This window comes from Ruminococcus sp. AF17-12, from assembly GCF_003479245.1.
Lineage (GTDB): Bacteria > Bacillota > Clostridia > Lachnospirales > Lachnospiraceae > Blautia_A > Blautia_A fusiformis.
In genome coordinates this window covers 1-16417 of record NZ_QUGY01000022.1, presented here as the reverse complement: position 1 = coordinate 16417, position 16417 = coordinate 1, and the positions used below count along the sequence as shown (strand labels likewise).

The window sequence follows — 16417 nt, the reverse complement described above, 5'->3', positions numbered from 1 at the left end:
CTGTTTCATATCCGAGTTATTTTATCACACTGTGATTTAGTTCAAGCAGATATTCGTGCCCCCGCAGGGGACTTACTTGCTTCAGTTAAAATATTTTCTGAGAAGATAAGTCGGAGTGCAGCTCCATGCGTGGCAGTAGCTGTTGACAATGCTGCTTCCATATGGAGATTCTGCAGGATTTTCCGGATTATAAAGCTCCCAGAATGTATCCGCATCGTGGCTTATCATTCCGCCCCAGTAATATTTCATATATTCCATTGCCTGGTCTTTTTTACCACACATCAGAAGTGCTTCCACAAAATGATGGTTCATATATGGAGAAACCATTCCTTTTTCCGGTTTCAGTTCCACCAGACGATCCAGTATTTCTGCTCCTTCTTCGCTGCTGACCGCTTCTGCCAGGATCATCCATACCTGGCTTGCTCATGATATAAATGGCAATATCGTGCTTTCCAAGCATTACCGCTATACCCCTGTTTTTCCCCATGAACATGAATTTTTTGAGATTCTCTGTCTGTATGACGGAACTGCCCACACTGCGATACAGGGGATCGAACACACTTTGCATACCGGAGATATCTGTATCATCCCACCGCATACCACTCACAGTGTGGGGATCTTTGATGACAGTGTTGCTTTTAATATTCTGGGCCATGCTGCTGCGTTTTCACGAAAATGATATTGAATCCATCCTTACAAAGGACAGCACCGGAAATTCTGTAACGGAAATCCTCAACTACCTGAACCGTCACTACCAGAGCGTTACCTTACGTGAAGCTGCGAAGCATTTTGGCTATAGTACTTCCCACTTCAGTACCCTGATCAGGGAAAGTACCGGACGGACATTTTTACAGATCATCCGGGATATCAAGCTGAACCAGGCATGTCATGCTCTGCGTGAAACCGCTCTCAGCAATCTTGCGATCTGTGAACTTGTAGGGTATGAAAGTCCGGAGCATTTCATGCGTACTTTTAAAAAAACATATGGAATGACTCCCGGTGAATACCGGAAGAAGAACAGGGAATAAAAGATTACAAGATCTTATATATTTTCTGTATAACAGATGCCGTTCCGGGAGATACTTATCATATCCTCCCCTTTAGAATGCAGAGGGCTTCGCGATGGTGCAGGCCCTCTGCGTTTCTCTTTTCACACTGAAGGTCATTTCACACCAAGCTTCTCAAGCGCCTTCGCCGCCTGCTTAAGATTCTCAAACTGGATGGTATGGATACCGGCTTTTCCGGCTCCCTCACAGTTCACGGCACGATCATCCAGAAATACCGATTTCTCCGGTTTCAGGCTGTAACGCTTCAGAAGTGTTTTGTAAATATCCACCTCAGGCTTGATCTGCTGCACATCACAGGAAAATACCACTCCATCCATATATTTCAGAAAAGACATATCCTGCTTTGTACGATCCAGCATATAAGTTCCGTAGTTGGAAAGGACATAGAGATGATATCCCTGATTTTTGAGATATTTCACCCAGGTTTCCGCATAATCATACAGATGCATACACTCCGGATCACGTCGTACCACCTCACGGATATCTGCTTCATATTCCGGTGCACTTTCCACAAATTTATCTACATACCAGGACTCCTCATGCTGTCCACGGTCCTGTTCCTCCCAGATCGGGTTTCGAAATACTGCATCTGCGATTTTCTGATACTTTTCTTCCGGGAAGTCATAGCTCCGAAGATACTCTTCCCAGTCATAGCCCATCAGCACATTTCCCACATCAAAAATAATATTCTCGATCATACGGTTTTCATCCTCTCTCGGCTTCTTATTTCCCCAGATCCGGTACGCCATCCAGAAAACATACGCTACGATCGGTACCAGAACTGCTGCCGCAAAAGCCCCCCGGAACAAAGCCTGGGCGTTTTCACTGTTTCCCCAGGCAAATGCCATTGGAAGGCAGAATATAAGAAGTAATATGACAACACCTGCAAGTGCCGCGATTCTTTTAAAATTTTTCATTGAGCTTCCTTTCACATGATACATCCGCTATTCTATCTGTTATTTTAACTGAATATCTCTTTGAACCAAAAGGGCGCCGGAGAAATTCTTCCCCGGCGCTTCCTGTTGTCATAATCCTGATACTGTAAAAATAATTATCTGTAAATGATGTCGTTTCTTCCTGGTCCGTTAGAGATCATTGTGATCGGGAATCCAATATGTTTTTCTACGAACTCTACATATTTTCTGCAGTTCTCCGGAAGATCCTCATATTTTTTGATTCCACGGATATCGCATTTCCATCCCGGAAGCTTCTCAATAACCGGTTTTGCTTTCTCAAGCTGCACAGTTGTCGGGAATTCTGTTGTCACCTCTCCGTCGATCTCATAGCCTGTGCAAACCGGGATCTCATCCAGATATCCCAGAACATCCAGTACTGTAAAAGCAACGTCTGTAGCTCCCTGGAGACGGCATCCGTATTTGGATGCAACACAGTCAAACCATCCCATACGTCTCGGACGGCCTGTAGTAGCACCGAACTCACCACCGTCACCGCCACGTTTTCTCAGCTCATCTGCTTCCTCGCCGAAGATTTCAGAAACGAATGCACCTGCTCCAACTGCACTGGAGTAAGCTTTGCATACGGTTACGACCTTCTTGATCTCATATGGAGGCAGGCCTGCACCGATGGCACCATAAGCAGCCAGTGTGGAAGAGGATGTAACCATCGGATAGATTCCGTGATCCGGGTCTTTCAGAGTTCCGAGCTGTCCCTCAAGAAGAACCTGTTTTCCCTCTTTCAGTGCATTCCAGAGATAGAGAGATACGTCGCATACGTATGGCTCAACCATCTTCTTGTATTCCATCAGCTCATTCATGATGTCTTCCGGTTTCAGAAGAGGCTTATGATAGAGATGCTCAAGTGTTACGTTCTTGGTCTCGCAGATACGTACAACCTTCTCTTTCAGTGCTTCCTCATCAAAAAGCTCACTTACCTGGAAACCGATCTTTGCATATTTGTCAGAATAGAACGGAGCGATTCCGGATTTTGTGGAACCGAAAGCCTTGCCTCCAAGACGCTCCTCTTCATACTGATCGAACAGAATGTGGTAAGACATTACCATCTGTGCTCTGTTGGAGATCAGGATCTTCGGTGCCGGTACTCCACGGCCTACTACTTCGTTGTACTCCTTGAAGAATACCGGAATGTTCAGTGCAACACCGTTTCCGATGACACTGGTCGTATGTCCGTAAAACACACCTGACGGAAGTGTATGAAGTGCGAATTTACCGTAATCATTTACGATGGTGTGGCCCGCATTGGCTCCACCCTGAAATCTTACGATGATATCGGCTTTCTCAGCAAGCATATCTGTGATCTTGCCTTTACCTTCATCTCCCCAGTTTGCTCCTACTACTGCAGTTACCATAACACAGTTCCTCCTTGTGTCTTTCTCTATTATTCGGAACGGCATGTTCTCTGTCTGTAATACACAGAGACACGTCATTCCTGTCTGTGTTCATTTCTTAATGTTTATAACATCTTGGAATTATACGTTGATCTCAACCTTAACGCCAAGCAGATCCTTATGTGCATCCAGAACCGGCTGTACCACATTGGCGATAAATGCCTCTGTCTGCTCTTTGGCACGTCCTGTATATCTGGACGGATCCATGGATTTCTGAAGATCCTCAAGAGTCAGGTTAAATGCCGGATCTGCTGCGATCAGCTCAAGAAGATTGTTATCTTTACCCTCTACCTTCACGTTCTTTCCTGCTTCCATGGAAAGCTCACGGATACGCTCATGAAGTTCCTGACGGTCTCCGCCTGCCTTAACTGCATCCATCATGATATTCTCAGTTGCCATAAATGGAAGCTCAGACATCAGTCTCTTCTCGATAACCTTCGGATAAACAACCAGTCCGTCTACAACATTGAGGCAGAGATCCAAGATTCCGTCGATCGCAAGGAATCCTTCCGGAACGCTGAGACGCTTGTTTGCAGAGTCGTCCAGAGTTCTCTCAAACCACTGTGTTGCAGATGTGATCGCCGGGTTCAGTGCATCGATCATCACATATCTGGACAGGGAAGCAATTCTCTCACTTCTCATCGGATTTCTCTTATATGCCATAGCGGAAGATCCGATCTGGGATTTCTCAAATGGCTCCTCTACTTCTTTCAGATGCTGAAGAAGACGGATATCGTTGGACATCTTATGTGCACTTGCAGCGATTCCCGCAAGGATATTCAGCACACGGGTATCAACCTTTCTGGAATAGGTCTGTCCGGAAACCGGATAGCAGGATCTGAATCCCATCTTCTCTGCGATCATCGGATCGATCTTGTCGATGGTCTCCTGATCCCCGTCAAAAAGTTCCAGGAAGCTAGCCTGTGTACCGGTTGTTCCCTTGGAGCCAAGAAGCTTCATAGTGCTTAATACATACTCAAGGTCCTCAAGATCCATCAGGAATTCCTGAGTCCAGAGAGTTGCTCTCTTACCTACAGTTGTCGGCTGTGCCGGCTGGAAATGAGTAAACGCCAGAGTTGGCTGGTCCTTATACTGCGTTGCAAACTTGGAAAGCTCTGCGACCACGTTCACAAGTTTCTTGCGGACAAGCTTCAGCGCCTCTGTCATAACGATGATATCCGTATTATCTCCTACATAACAAGAGGTTGCTCCCAGATGGATGATGCCTTTTGCCTTCGGGCACTGTACGCCAAACGCATACACGTGAGACATTACATCATGGCGAACCTGACGCTCACGCTCCTTAGCCACATCATAATTGATATCATCCGCATGAGCCTTCATTTCGTCGATCTGCTCCTGGGTAATGTTAAGGCCAAGCTCACGTTCCGTCTCAGCAAGTGCGATCCACAGCTTTCTCCATGTGCGGAACTTCATGTCCGGAGAAAAAATATACTGCATCTCTTTACTTGCATACCGCTCTGACAGCGGGCTTACATATCTGTCTGTATTCATTACTACCTCCTGATCACATACCTCCGGGCCGGAATGGCGAAAGATCCGTTATCTGCCCGGTTCTGGTTAATTCACGCCTCTTGAAATTATATAACATTGCCTCTTTAAAAGCAACCGTTTGTTACTCCATACCCTGATGGAATTTTCCCAAAAATTCCTTCATTCTGCCATTTTCGGAAGAAAATACCTCCTGCGGCGTTCCCTCCACTGCGATCACACCCTTATCCATAAAGATGATACGGTCGGAAATATCTCTTGCAAAATTCATTTCATGAGTAACGATCACCATGGTAATATGCTCCTGAGCAAGATCCTTGATAACCTTCAGGATCTCACCGGTCAGCTCCGGGTCAAGTGCAGATGTAGGTTCATCAAAAAACAGGATCTTCGGATTCATACAGAGCGCACGGGCAATGGAAACTCGCTGCTGCTGTCCTCCGGAAAGCTGAAAAGGATATGCCTTCTCCTTGTCTGCAAGGCCCATTTTCTTAAGAAGGCTTCTTGCCTGGGCGTAAACCTCATCTTTCTTTCTCTTCTGCACCTTCAGAGGTGCATCCACTATATTTTTCAGTACGGAAAAATGCGGAAACAGATTGAACTGCTGGAACACCAGTCCCACATCACCGTTTTTGATGATCTCGCCGCTGTCCGGCGTCTCAAGTCCTGTGGCACAACGCAGGATGGTTGACTTGCCGGAACCGGAAGGACCGATGATACTTAAAACTTCTCCCTCTTCCACGTCAAGAGAGATATCTTTGAGAACTTCCAGTCCGTCAAAGTTTTTTTTGATATGTTTCATTTCAAATAATTTCATATTTTATACTCTCCATTCCGGTTAACGGTAGTAATTCATACTTTTCTCAACCTTCTGCATCACAACAGCCACGATCAGGTTGAACACATAATAAAATATCGCAGCGATCACAAATGGCATCATTGTTGTCTGTGCACTTGCGATCTGCTTGGCAATGGTAAACATCTCCGCAACTGCCACAACAAACGCAAGGGAAGTATCCTTGACCAGCGTAATGACCTCATTCGTAATAGACGGCAAAATCCTCTTAATCACCTGTGGAAGGATGATGCGGAAAAATGTCTGTACCTTATTGTATCCAAGGATCTTTGCAGCTTCATACTGTCCCACCGGCATGGATTCAATGCCGCCGCGGTAGATTTCTGCAAAGTAAGCTGCATAGTTGATGGCAAATGCGATAAATACAGCGATCAGACTATATCCCATGGAAATACGGATCCCGAAGATAAAATAAGGGCCGAAATATACCACCATCAGCTGCAGCATCAGCGGCGTTCCTCTCATGATGGATATGTACCCGGATACAATGGTACGGATCACTTTGTTTCTGGACATTCTGCCAAAACAGATCAGAAGTCCCAGCGGCAGAGAAAACAGCAAGGTTACAAAAAAGATCTCAATAGAGACCAGCATTCCTCCTGCCAGCTGCTGGAGCATTACACTAAAACTCATTTTTTTCCTCCTGGTTCGGAGTATCAGTCCCATTTATCGGACTGATACCTGTAATTCCTGTAAACAACAGGAAATGAGCGTGTACGGCAGCTCTTTCTGCGCCGAAGCACCCTCATTTCCTTTTTATGCGGAAGTTTCAAAAACTTCTGCTATGTTTCTTATTTCTACTGCTGTTGGATAGCTTAAAAAAATATCTTCACAGCTTTTACTGTACCGGATCTGTACCGGATCATTTGGATTCAGAATCGGTTTCTTTCTCTGTGCTGTCTGCACTTTCTTCTGTATCAGCTTCTGCTGAATCAGAATTCTCTGTCTTATCCTTGTCCTCGCTGATGCAGAGCATGCTCTTATCCAGTTCATACTTATCTGCAAGCTTGTCAACCTCACCGGACTCGTCAAGCTTCTTGACCTCATCCCATACGAGATCCTTCAGCTCATCATTTCCCTTCTTGAATCCGATACCATACTGCTCGTTCTGGATCGGCTCGTCAAGGATCACATATTTATCCTTGCCTCTCTGGGAAAGCTGATAGTTAGCAACACCAATATCAACAGCAACAGCGTCTGCAGCTCCGGAATCAATATTCATAAATGCAGTGTTGTAGTCCGGATTCTCTGTAAGAGATGCAAAGCTGTCCTTCAGTTCCTTATTGTCATCGTTGTTCAATGCGTCCAGTGCAGCGGATGCAGCCTGTACAACTACGTTCTTGCCCTTAAGATCCGCAAGCTTCTCAATTCCGGAATCCTTGGCAACTACGATCACCTGCTCATTGTTGATGTATGGATCACTCCATGTATAGTCATCCTCACGTCCGTTGATAGTAAATCCATTCCATATACAGTCGATCGTTCCGGAGTTCAGCTCCATATCTTTGGAATCCCAGTTGATAGGCTTCTTAACAAGTTCCCAGCCAAGATTATCACATACTTCCTGGGCAAGGTCAAGGTCAAATCCTACATATTCTCCGTTATCATCCTTATATCCGAACGGAGGATATTCAGCATCAAATCCTACGATCAGGGTCTTATCCTCAACACCTGCCTGTACACTTACTCCTGTTACCATCATTCCTATTGTCATCGCTGCCGCCATTACTACCGCAACTGTTCTTTTCTTCATGGTCATTCTCCTTTTTTCGGTTATCTCTTTATCACATGGTCACTCTACCACGTGAAAGTGTATGGTTATAGTAACATACCCAAAAGGAGCTGTCAAGAGCAAACCTTCTGCTCTGCCAGATAATCTTTGTATTTCTTTCTGGCCGTTTTCAGATATGTTCTGGAAATTGGGATTTCCGTCTGTCCGACCACAAAACTGTTCTTCTTAAGTGAAGTTACCTTCTCCATGTTGATACAAAAGCTCTGATGACATCTCAGAAAGCTGCTGTCTGACAGCTGTCCCGAAAAATCCCCCAGCCTGGCTCTGCAGCTGATCTTTTTTCCATCGGTAAGATGAAATGTCACACTGTGAAGACTACTGGATATATATGCCAGATGATCGTGCTGCAGTGTATAAACCTGTTTCCTGTAGCGAAAATACAGCGCTCTTCCGCCTTCACGCCTGCATACCTCCAGGATATGTACCAGAACATGTTCCAGTTCTCCACTTTCAACCGGTTTGACCAGATAGTTATAGGCAAACACTTCAAATGCTTCTTTATAGAATTTCTCATTCTCTGCCACCAGCACAACCGGGATATAGTGTCCTTTCAGGCGCATTGTCCGTACAGTTTCCAGACTCCTGCCCTGATCACCATCCAGCCCCAGAAATATCAGATCGCAAATCTTGTGTCCCTCTGCCAGTCCTTTCAGAAGACTCTCTCTGGTCCGATACAGAAGGAGCTCTGCATCAGGGACCAGTGTGGAAAGCTGCCTGTACAGCTTCTGTGCATCCTTTCGTATTTCATCACATATCGCGATCGTCATCACTGCCATTGCCGTGTTTTCCTCCCTCATGCTCTTTCTGATATTAACATTTTATTTTCAAAGAAAGACCTGCGCAATATGTGCTTCTAATTGTGCCTTGTTTTTTTACAAATTATTGCAATTCATGATCTGTTTTCGTATAATAATGTCATATAAGCACCAAAAGGAGTACTACTATGTCTGATTTCAGCGACAAATGCCGGGAATACCTAAAGGATACAGGAGAAAACGTTTATCACTTATCTGCTTCTTCGGGACTTGACCGCACCTCGCTACAACGTATGATCACAGGGAAACGTCTTCCCGGTATTGATTTTGTGCGCCAGTTCTGCGATTCCCTCCGGATCAATCCTTCCCAACGCAGGGAACTGATGGAATTATATAAAATAGAAAAAATCGGAAAAGAAATATATTACAACCGCAAATATATACAGGAGCTTCTGGGTGTTATCAGCTCCCAGCAGGTCATTTCCCGGGAGGGTTTTCTCAGGCTTCCATCCTTTCCCTTTTACCGTGGAACTTTTTCTCTTGATGTGGAAAAGAAGGTCCTGAGCCTTTTTGAGGACATCCTGTCTTCCGGTTCTTCTGAAACGATCCGTACCAACCTTCCGGCCAACTGCCGGCTTCTTGTACAGATTTTTTCCCATCTTTATCCCAAATATGAGAAACTGCCACCGGTGATCCAAATCCTGCCGCTTCACCAGAACCCGTCCGCCTCACCGGATTACAACATGAATCTGGAAACCTTTCTCTGCACACTCCTTCCGATCCTGTCAGGTTTTGTGGGCTACCAGCCATATTATTACTATACTCAGACAGGCCGAGAGTTTTCCAGCTATGAACTGTTTCCTTTTTTCTTACTCACAGAAAAAAAACTGCTGCTGTTATCCTCGGATATGATGACCTGTATTTTTACTGAAAATCCGGAAGCGATCCACGCATATCAACAGGAATTCCGGCGGGTTCTTGAGAATTCCAGCCAATTCTTCCTGCAGTCGGATTCTCCGGACAGGATCCTTAATATCTTTGGTTCTATCATGCAGACAAAGATCTCAACAAATTTTGCACTGGAATCTCATCCCTGCCTTGCACTGATGTCCTATGGTCCGGGCTTTATTCAGTCATTGTTTGATAACAGGGATATCGATCTTTCCGATCCGGTCTATACCCAACTGGCAGCGGTTCTGAACCAGACTTCCTTTTCTTTTACAGAAGCTGCCTTTTCCTGCAATTATTTTACACTGAGCGGGATCCGGAAATTTGCCCGTACCGGACTCCTTGACGGACCTTATTCCTACCATCAGACCCCTCTTCCGAAAGAAGAACGAAAAAAAGCCCTCAAGCATCTTCTTGACACAGATATGGGACATGAAAAATGCAGGATCCTGAAGCCTTCCGTACTTCCTGAAACCGGGATCCATCTGGAAGTTCTGTCTGACTATTCCGTTTTTCTCTGCTTTCTTTCCGAAAAAGATACTTTTCTCTGTATCTATCTGAAAGAGACCAGTATCGGACAGGCCCTGAATGATTACCTCTGTTCCCTGTCTGAGGAAGAATCCGTATATACAAAAAAAGAAGCCCGGCAGATCCTGCTGGGACTTCTTGAACAGCTTTAAGAGCCGGTACTTCTGTGATATTCTCTTGTGAGATCCTCCAGGATCCTGTCGGTTTCTCCGGATGCGATATGCTGCTCCGGGAGACCGGCAAAGCTTTTCAGAGCCTGGTCAGTTTCCTGCCTTACCATTTCATCTGTCTTCAGATCTTCCTGTCGTTTCCTGTATTCTTCTTCACTGTGAACACTGCGGTAGGCCAGAAGATAAACCTTCATCGCTTTCTCTGAATGATTCTCCTTCCATGCTTTCCAAAAACAATCCAGCGCTTTATCCATCTGGAACAGGTAACTGTATGCGCATCCCTGATTATGCAGGATCCTTTCACGCATCTCTCCGGTGATTTCTTTCCCGCCATGCTCCAGAAGCTTCTGATAAACACGGAGTGCATTCACATACATCCGATTCTCCATCAGCGCATCACCTTTGCGTTTCTCCCGTATTTCTTCAGGTTCACGTTTTCTGGCTTCAATGCGCCCGTTTAAGGTCTTAAGCTCTTCATAAGCCAGATAATTGATCTCTTTAAATATCGGATACAGTACTTCTTCAAGTCCGGCCTCTCTTCCAATATAAGGTTTCAGCTTGGCCGCAAGCTTCGGAAGCTCCAGTTCTTCCTCTAGCCAGGTACAGAGCTTACTGCTGATCAATGAGCTGTCCACAAGATAAAGATTGTTATAAAGATAATAGCAGAGTTCTTCTATAGAATAGATATTGGTACTGATATTTTCGATATAAAACGGCTTCTCTGCCTTTTTTACCTGACATAAAATATATCCGCTCATGCCTGCTTCCTTTCTTCCTGCTCATCCCATCGTACCAGTTCCCTCCAGATCTTCCCACTGGAAGGATACATTTCGCCAAAGCCCAGATCCTCTACTGTGATCTCACAGTCTCTCGGCGATACGTATTTCAGCGTGAGGGAAAGCCTTGAAGTCCGATTAGGCCGCTTTGGCAGACCCTCAAGTGCCATGGCCACACGTTTCTTCTCGGTTTCTTCCGGAATACTTACCACAAATACCAGTTCACTGGTATCATCCAGGATCAGCTCGCAGGATGCACTGCATTCATACCAGTTGCTGCCGCTTTCGATCAGCGGATAGTAAGCCGGAGAGCCCATCACCCGCATATCCATTCCTACGTCCGCAGCCACCAGCGAATCGCTTAAATAGCGGTAACCTTTGAGTTTTTTATCCTCCAGCTTGTCCTTACCGGCTATGCAGGCTCCCTTTGCAAAAAGATTGTTTCCGTAAAAAACCTTCCGTCCCTGATGACACAGGAGCTTTACAGACTGCTGTGCCCACTGCTGGTCAAATCCTTCTCCCGTGATCTGCACACTGGAGAAGAGCTCTTTTCCGAGAGTTTTACTGATAAAACGGTAAAATTCCACATCACGGATCTCTTCTTCCGGTTCAAGCTTTGTACTGACCGGATCCTCCAGTTTTACAAGCACCGGTCTGGAAGAGCCGTTGATGGTCAGCTTCCGGAAGGTTACCGTATCGCCTGCAAAGGCATACCAGCCTACACTTCGATTCCAGGTTTCCCGTTTCTGTCCCAGCGCATAATAATAAAAGCTCTCGCCATAGTCCATAAGCATATATTTCTCACGGGAAAAACCTGCAAGGCTGCAGGCCTTCTGATAATTCCGTACCTGAAGTGTACTAAGCTCCGGCGATGTGATACAAAGGCACCGGGTATTCTTTACGATATCCTGGATTCCCAGAAATTTCAGGATTCCCCTTAGAAAATGTGCCAGAAGCTCTGCCGGCTCTTTTTCCTCTCCTGCCACCTGGATCTTTTCTTCCTTCTGACAGATATCATAAATATTTCCGATCATGATTCCGCCCTTTTCCCTGGCAAAATACTCTGCTTCCAGGCCTACGCAGTAATCACCGTGATCGGTACGATAGCAGATGCAGCCCGGAGCTTCGTACTGACTGGCTCCTACCTTCATGGAAAGAGAACGGGCTTCTTCTGCTTTTCTGTCATAATAACAGATCTGTGTGTATTCTTTTCCAATATCAATTCCTATGATCAAGTCACGAATTTCATTCATCTTTCCGGTTCCTTCTCTATGACAAACATTTCATTAACGTACTGTTCCTGCCGGACATACTGTGCCAGCTTCTCCTTCACTTCCGTGTCTTTCTCCAGTTTCCTTGCACAGAGTATCTGATTGATCAGCTGATATTTGCTGGATGCCTGGTCATTACTCTGGTTCATGGTCAGTATTTTTTCTTCCGTTTTGTGTACACCAGTTTCATCTTCTGTCTGGAAATAATATCGCAGGGTCTCTCCATAAAACAATGTAAATGCTCTGGCAAAAATTCCCTCATAGATATTTTTGAGCGGTTCACTTTTATAGTCCGGTACAGTTCCAAGACCTGTATCCAGGGAATAATACAGTGTGACCGAAGCCTCCGGTGAAGTATGATACTCTACAAAAGTCTTATCATCCAGCTGATACAGTCGCAGGATATTCTGATCCAGATTCCGGAAAAACTCAAATAGCATTCCTTCCTTTACACAGGAAGAGAGGATTTTTTCCTCCATTTCCAGATTTTCTTCATCAGAAGTTTTTTCTTCGGAAAGCAGTTTCAGAAGGGTCAGGTCACAGATCCGGTCTCCGGGCCACTCCTTTTCTCTGCGATTTTTCAGATACTCCTTAAGTCCAGGCATCTCCGGCATTTCTTTTACAAACATTCCGTAAGACATCAGAGTCAGATACGCACCGATCACACTCTCTTTTCCGGAATGGCGGATATATGCTTTCAGGATATCCTCACCCTCTGGCCGATAATCCCAGTTAAACATCAGAAGAGAAAGAATCCTCTCCTCCAGATTATAGGTATCCATCTCAAACCCACAGGCACTTTTCCAGATATCCAGAAGTTCATCCACAGGTCCAAACCGGAATTTCATCAGATACATGAGGATCACTTCATCATAGATTCCCTGTCGGTATACATGAGAGGAAAGTGCGATCAGCTCTTCGTCTTCCGCACAGTCACAGCGGATGATCATACGGCTTACCAGCTTCAGAAGCGCACGCTCCTCTACTCCTTCAAATCCAAATGCTTCCACCACGCTCATAGCCTGCGGAAACAGTCCCCGCTGGATCAGGATCTCCAGAAGGGTTTTCCGGTCGACCATGGCATATTCCCGATAATCCATCATCTCCAGACAGGCATCCAGATCTTCTCCCTGCACGTGATCCCGATAATAATCCAGGATCTTTTTGCGGATCAGCCTCTTATATTCATCGGTAAACGCCGGTGAAAGGACCAGTTTCTGAAAAATTCCCAGATTCTTACGACTGATCTCCTGACCCTGACAGTAATACAAAAGCACAGCCGGTTCATCCGCCCCTTTTTCCAACACTGCCGGAACCATCTCACGATCATCAAAAAGTGGTGTCAGATTATAATCTACCGTAGTAGCATAACGTCTCTGTTTTTCATCCTGAAATACAACGGCCGCATCTTCGCTGCAAATCCTTGGGTAAGCGATCCCATGGATACACGGATAGATTTCTTCCTGTTTCATCTGTCTGTGACGGACGATCACACTGCGAACCTTCGGATCATCCGTATACAGCCGGCAGGTAAACATTCTGGAGGCGATCACCTGCGCTTTTTCGCTGTCCGATGGTTCCCGCATGAATTCCTGATAAACAGCGGCATAATTTTCATTCATCCGGCCTTCCCGTAACTTACGGAAAGCAAATTCCTCCATGCTTTCACGATAACTTTCGTATGTCTGTGGATCACGTTCCTTCCCTGCAATGATGCATGCATACAGATAGGCACGCTTGGAATCACCGAGAGTATTGTTGTTATAGGTAAAATACATCAAAAGCGGTTTCGGCAGGACTCTCCGATAAGAAGTATCCAGTGTTTCCACATAATATTCATACAGCCGTGTGATCCGGATCCCGCGGTCCACGGCAGCGGAAAACCACTGAAAATATTCCGGTTTTCTTGGATTTCCCTTCATAATATATTTACAGATAGCTTCCACGGTATCATCCGACGGAAAGGCTTCACATCCCATGGCCATAGCACGGTACAGACTTTCGTTAAAAGCTTTCTCATAACCGGAAAGATATGCCAGGCGCATGACCAGCTCTTCCGTCAGCATCTGTTCTTTTCCTGCAAAAAGGAATACCTGGGCCCAGAACCCATTAATTCGATGCAGCAGAGACATATCTGCACAAATACGGTTCCATGCTTCCAGATACAGAAAAGGACTTGTACATCCCCGCTCAAAAAGTTCCTCCATCAGAAAGATCTTTTTTGACGGAGAAAGCGTATGATCCATTTCAAATACCAGTTTCAGAAGGATAAAGCTGTCTTCCTTCTGCATCTGGAAATTCTGTACCTTGCGGAGGGCCTGTTCCTTATCCCGGTACAGCCCGGTCTGTGTACACAGATACAGATAAATCCCTGCCAGTTCCAGTTCATTGTGATGAAAGGATTTATTCTGATAACGCTCAAGGATTTCTGAAGCCTGGTCATCTTCTCCTTCCAGATGAAGAAGATAGGCTTCCAAAAGCTGATATTCCGGATATTTCAGTCCGTTTTCGCCCATACGGTCAAGCTTCTCATGAGTAGAGGCTGTCCAGGCCTGAAAATCTGTTCTTTTACAGAGATATCCCAGGTATTCCTTCATCAGAGATATCCGGTACTGTTTTTCCAGAAGATCCAGGTTCACGGCACTCTCAGTTCCTCTGGATGCAAGAACGTGATATACCAGTTTCTGGTATGGGGTTTTTACAATGATCTCGCCGTACTGATTTCCTTTTCCCAGTTTTTCCTGGCGGATCACATAGTTTATTTCACAGGTACTTCCGATAAAATCCTCTTCTGTGACCACATGCTTGCCTACCTCCAGAAAATCCCCGTTTACCTCAATATCTGCCCGCAGGTGTCCCCATCCGCTCCTGTGGATATAAAGGGATTCCTGAACAGATTCACTGACATCATAAAAACTCGCCTCTTCTCTGTTCAGACTCAATGTCACCTTTTCCTTGGCACCGGCTGCGATCAGAAATTCCTCCAGATGCTGATAGGTCACCGGCTGCTGTGACATTCCTGCATAAAGAGAACGGATCTTCTCACTCTGATCACTCAGGATCAGAGAAAAATGGCGTTCTGTAAAGATCCGGTAAGCCTCATGGAAATCATCCTTTGCAATGTGCAGAAATTCTTCCAGAGAAGATACCTTTCTGCCTGCACTCTTCACCTCTTCCGTCTGTACCTGTACAGTGAACGGCAGCTTATATTCTCCGATACTGGTAGTAAAACACAGCCAGCCTTCAAAGCTCTCTCCCGGCCTCATTCCCTCTGCATCTACCCCATAAGGCATGCGCACTGTGGTTCCGGAAAAGCGGTCAAATCCCGGCACCAGTCTCCGGTCAGATGAAGTCACAAAGCCACTGATCCTGCGGTTGTCATCGGTACCGAAATAAATCTCATCCTTTGTAGTCTCTCCTGCCTTCAGCGTAGCGAAAATACGGTCCTGTGAAAACAGAAGCTCAGGCTGTTCATAAATAAATTTTCCGTTAAGAAGCTGTTCTATCCTCTTTTTCAAAATATATACTCCTCATCAATATACACTGATTGTTGTCACTCGTATTTTATGATTATACACCAGATCAGAATGTGGCGCAACAGGTGTTCGCCTCTGTCCTTTTTATAAAGTTTCTGTTGGAAAAGCACGAAAAGCACGTCCGGCTCATAAGCTATAAGGAAATCCCCTTTGAGGTGAACCCTTGAAAACCTTTCTGAAACCGCTTTCTTTTGCGGAAGAGCAGTTCTATCTTCTACAGCTCCAAAGGGGCGATCCGAAAGCAAAAAATATCCTTATCGAACACAATCTCCGCCTCGTAGCACATGTTGCAAAAAAATATCAGGGATGTGACGAGGATCAGGATGATCTGATCTCCATAGGCACCATAGGTCTGATCAAAGCCATTTCCACCTTTGATCCCAGCCGGACTTCCAAGCTTTCCACTTATGCTGCACGGTGCATTGACAATGAGCTTCTCATGATGTTCCGTGCCCGCAGGAAACGTTCCAGAGAAGTTTCTCTCTATGAACCCATCGGCACAGACCGAGAAGGCAACGAGATCAGCCTTCTCGATATCATTGAAAGTCCACCCGTTGATGTTGTGGATGATTGTTTCAAAAGGGACAGCATTTCCTATCTTCTCCGTTATATCCGGACAGTACTCTCCCCAAAGGAATACCAGGTGATCTGCTGCCGCTACGGTTTGAATGGCCAGGAGCCACTGACCCAGCGAGAGATTGCTGAAAATCTCTCCATCAGCCGCTCCTATGTATCCCGTATCGAAAAGAACGCTCTTCGAAAACTCCGTACTCTTTTTCCTGAAAGTCAAGACCACCCGCTTAGCGGGTGGCTTGCTCTGTCCCTATAAGGGACTATTCCC

The 16417-nt window shown here is 45.6% G+C and carries 15 protein-coding genes; 4 read left to right on the top strand and 11 right to left on the bottom strand.

From position 1 onward, the window contains the following. Window positions 1–81: 81 nt before the first annotated feature. Window positions 82–408 (bottom strand): hypothetical protein, encoded by a 327-nt coding sequence (locus DWW77_RS16940; protein ID WP_118609191.1) that lies wholly within the window; start codon window positions 406–408, stop codon window positions 82–84. 37 nt (window positions 409–445) lie between these two features. Between DWW77_RS16940 and DWW77_RS18595 the strand changes: the two genes are divergently transcribed. Next, window positions 446–679, top strand: a complete 234-nt coding sequence (locus DWW77_RS18595) for an AraC family ligand binding domain-containing protein (RefSeq protein WP_173745700.1) — start codon at window positions 446–448, stop codon at window positions 677–679. Beyond that, complete coding sequence (locus DWW77_RS16930) at window positions 624–1028, top strand: helix-turn-helix transcriptional regulator (protein WP_182431239.1); 405 nt, start codon at window positions 624–626, stop codon at window positions 1026–1028. Before DWW77_RS18595 ends, DWW77_RS16930 begins: the two co-directional genes overlap by 56 nt. Before the next feature lie 134 nt (window positions 1029–1162). Here DWW77_RS16930 and DWW77_RS16925 read toward each other — a convergent pair whose 3' ends face one another. The 7 genes from DWW77_RS16925 to DWW77_RS16895 all read right to left on the bottom strand — a co-directional run bounded on the left by DWW77_RS16925 (window position 1163) and on the right by DWW77_RS16895 (window position 8368). Next, entirely contained in the window at window positions 1163–1984 is an 822-nt protein-coding gene (locus tag DWW77_RS16925) for an HAD family hydrolase (RefSeq protein WP_118609188.1), read from the bottom strand. Window positions 1985–2118: 134 nt separating this feature from the next. Further along, window positions 2119–3393: an adenylosuccinate synthase gene (locus tag DWW77_RS16920; RefSeq protein ID WP_022426147.1), complete on the bottom strand. Its 1275-nt coding sequence runs from the start codon at window positions 3391–3393 to the stop codon at window positions 2119–2121. A gap of 120 nt (window positions 3394–3513) precedes the next feature. After that, the gene (gene purB, locus DWW77_RS16915) at window positions 3514–4947 is read right to left on the bottom strand and encodes an adenylosuccinate lyase (protein ID WP_118609187.1); all 1434 of its coding nucleotides are present in this window, start codon (window positions 4945–4947) and stop codon (window positions 3514–3516) included. A gap of 121 nt (window positions 4948–5068) precedes the next feature. Continuing rightward, the gene (locus DWW77_RS16910) at window positions 5069–5761 is read right to left on the bottom strand and encodes an amino acid ABC transporter ATP-binding protein (RefSeq protein ID WP_118513100.1); all 693 of its coding nucleotides are present in this window, start codon (window positions 5759–5761) and stop codon (window positions 5069–5071) included. A 21-nt stretch (window positions 5762–5782) separates the two neighbouring features. After that, window positions 5783–6433: an amino acid ABC transporter permease gene (locus DWW77_RS16905; protein WP_022426149.1), complete on the bottom strand. Its 651-nt coding sequence runs from the start codon at window positions 6431–6433 to the stop codon at window positions 5783–5785. A gap of 229 nt (window positions 6434–6662) precedes the next feature. Next, window positions 6663–7553: an amino acid ABC transporter substrate-binding protein gene (locus DWW77_RS16900; RefSeq protein ID WP_044961985.1), complete on the bottom strand. Its 891-nt coding sequence runs from the start codon at window positions 7551–7553 to the stop codon at window positions 6663–6665. 92 nt (window positions 7554–7645) lie between these two features. After that, window positions 7646–8368 (bottom strand): LytR/AlgR family response regulator transcription factor, encoded by a 723-nt coding sequence (locus tag DWW77_RS16895; RefSeq protein ID WP_059085394.1) that lies wholly within the window; start codon window positions 8366–8368, stop codon window positions 7646–7648. Window positions 8369–8535: 167 nt separating this feature from the next. Here DWW77_RS16895 and DWW77_RS16890 point away from each other — a divergent pair, with 167 nt between their 5' ends. Continuing rightward, window positions 8536–9975, top strand: coding sequence for a helix-turn-helix domain-containing protein (locus DWW77_RS16890; RefSeq protein ID WP_118609186.1), 1440 nt, complete (start codon window positions 8536–8538; stop codon window positions 9973–9975). On the opposite strand, the gene DWW77_RS16885 is transcribed toward DWW77_RS16890, so the two are convergent. From DWW77_RS16885 to DWW77_RS18415, 3 genes are read right to left on the bottom strand one after another with little or no spacing between them, the layout of a single operon-like run. Next, complete coding sequence (locus DWW77_RS16885; RefSeq protein WP_021652345.1) at window positions 9972–10751, bottom strand: hypothetical protein; 780 nt, start codon at window positions 10749–10751, stop codon at window positions 9972–9974. The genes DWW77_RS16890 and DWW77_RS16885 overlap by 4 nt on opposite strands. Next, on the bottom strand, window positions 10748–12022 hold the full coding sequence (locus tag DWW77_RS16880) for a DUF5716 family protein (RefSeq protein WP_110102495.1): 1275 nt from the start codon (window positions 12020–12022) through the stop codon (window positions 10748–10750). The genes DWW77_RS16885 and DWW77_RS16880 overlap by 4 nt, the downstream gene beginning before the upstream one ends. Next, entirely contained in the window at window positions 12019–15558 is a 3540-nt protein-coding gene (locus DWW77_RS18415; RefSeq protein ID WP_286188038.1) for a DUF5717 family protein, read from the bottom strand. The genes DWW77_RS16880 and DWW77_RS18415 overlap by 4 nt, the downstream gene beginning before the upstream one ends. 181 nt (window positions 15559–15739) lie before the next feature. Between DWW77_RS18415 and sigK the strand changes: the two genes are divergently transcribed. Continuing rightward, entirely contained in the window at window positions 15740–16405 is a 666-nt protein-coding gene (gene sigK, locus DWW77_RS16870) for an RNA polymerase sporulation sigma factor SigK (RefSeq protein WP_118609185.1), read from the top strand. Window positions 16406–16417: the final 12 nt, after the last annotated feature.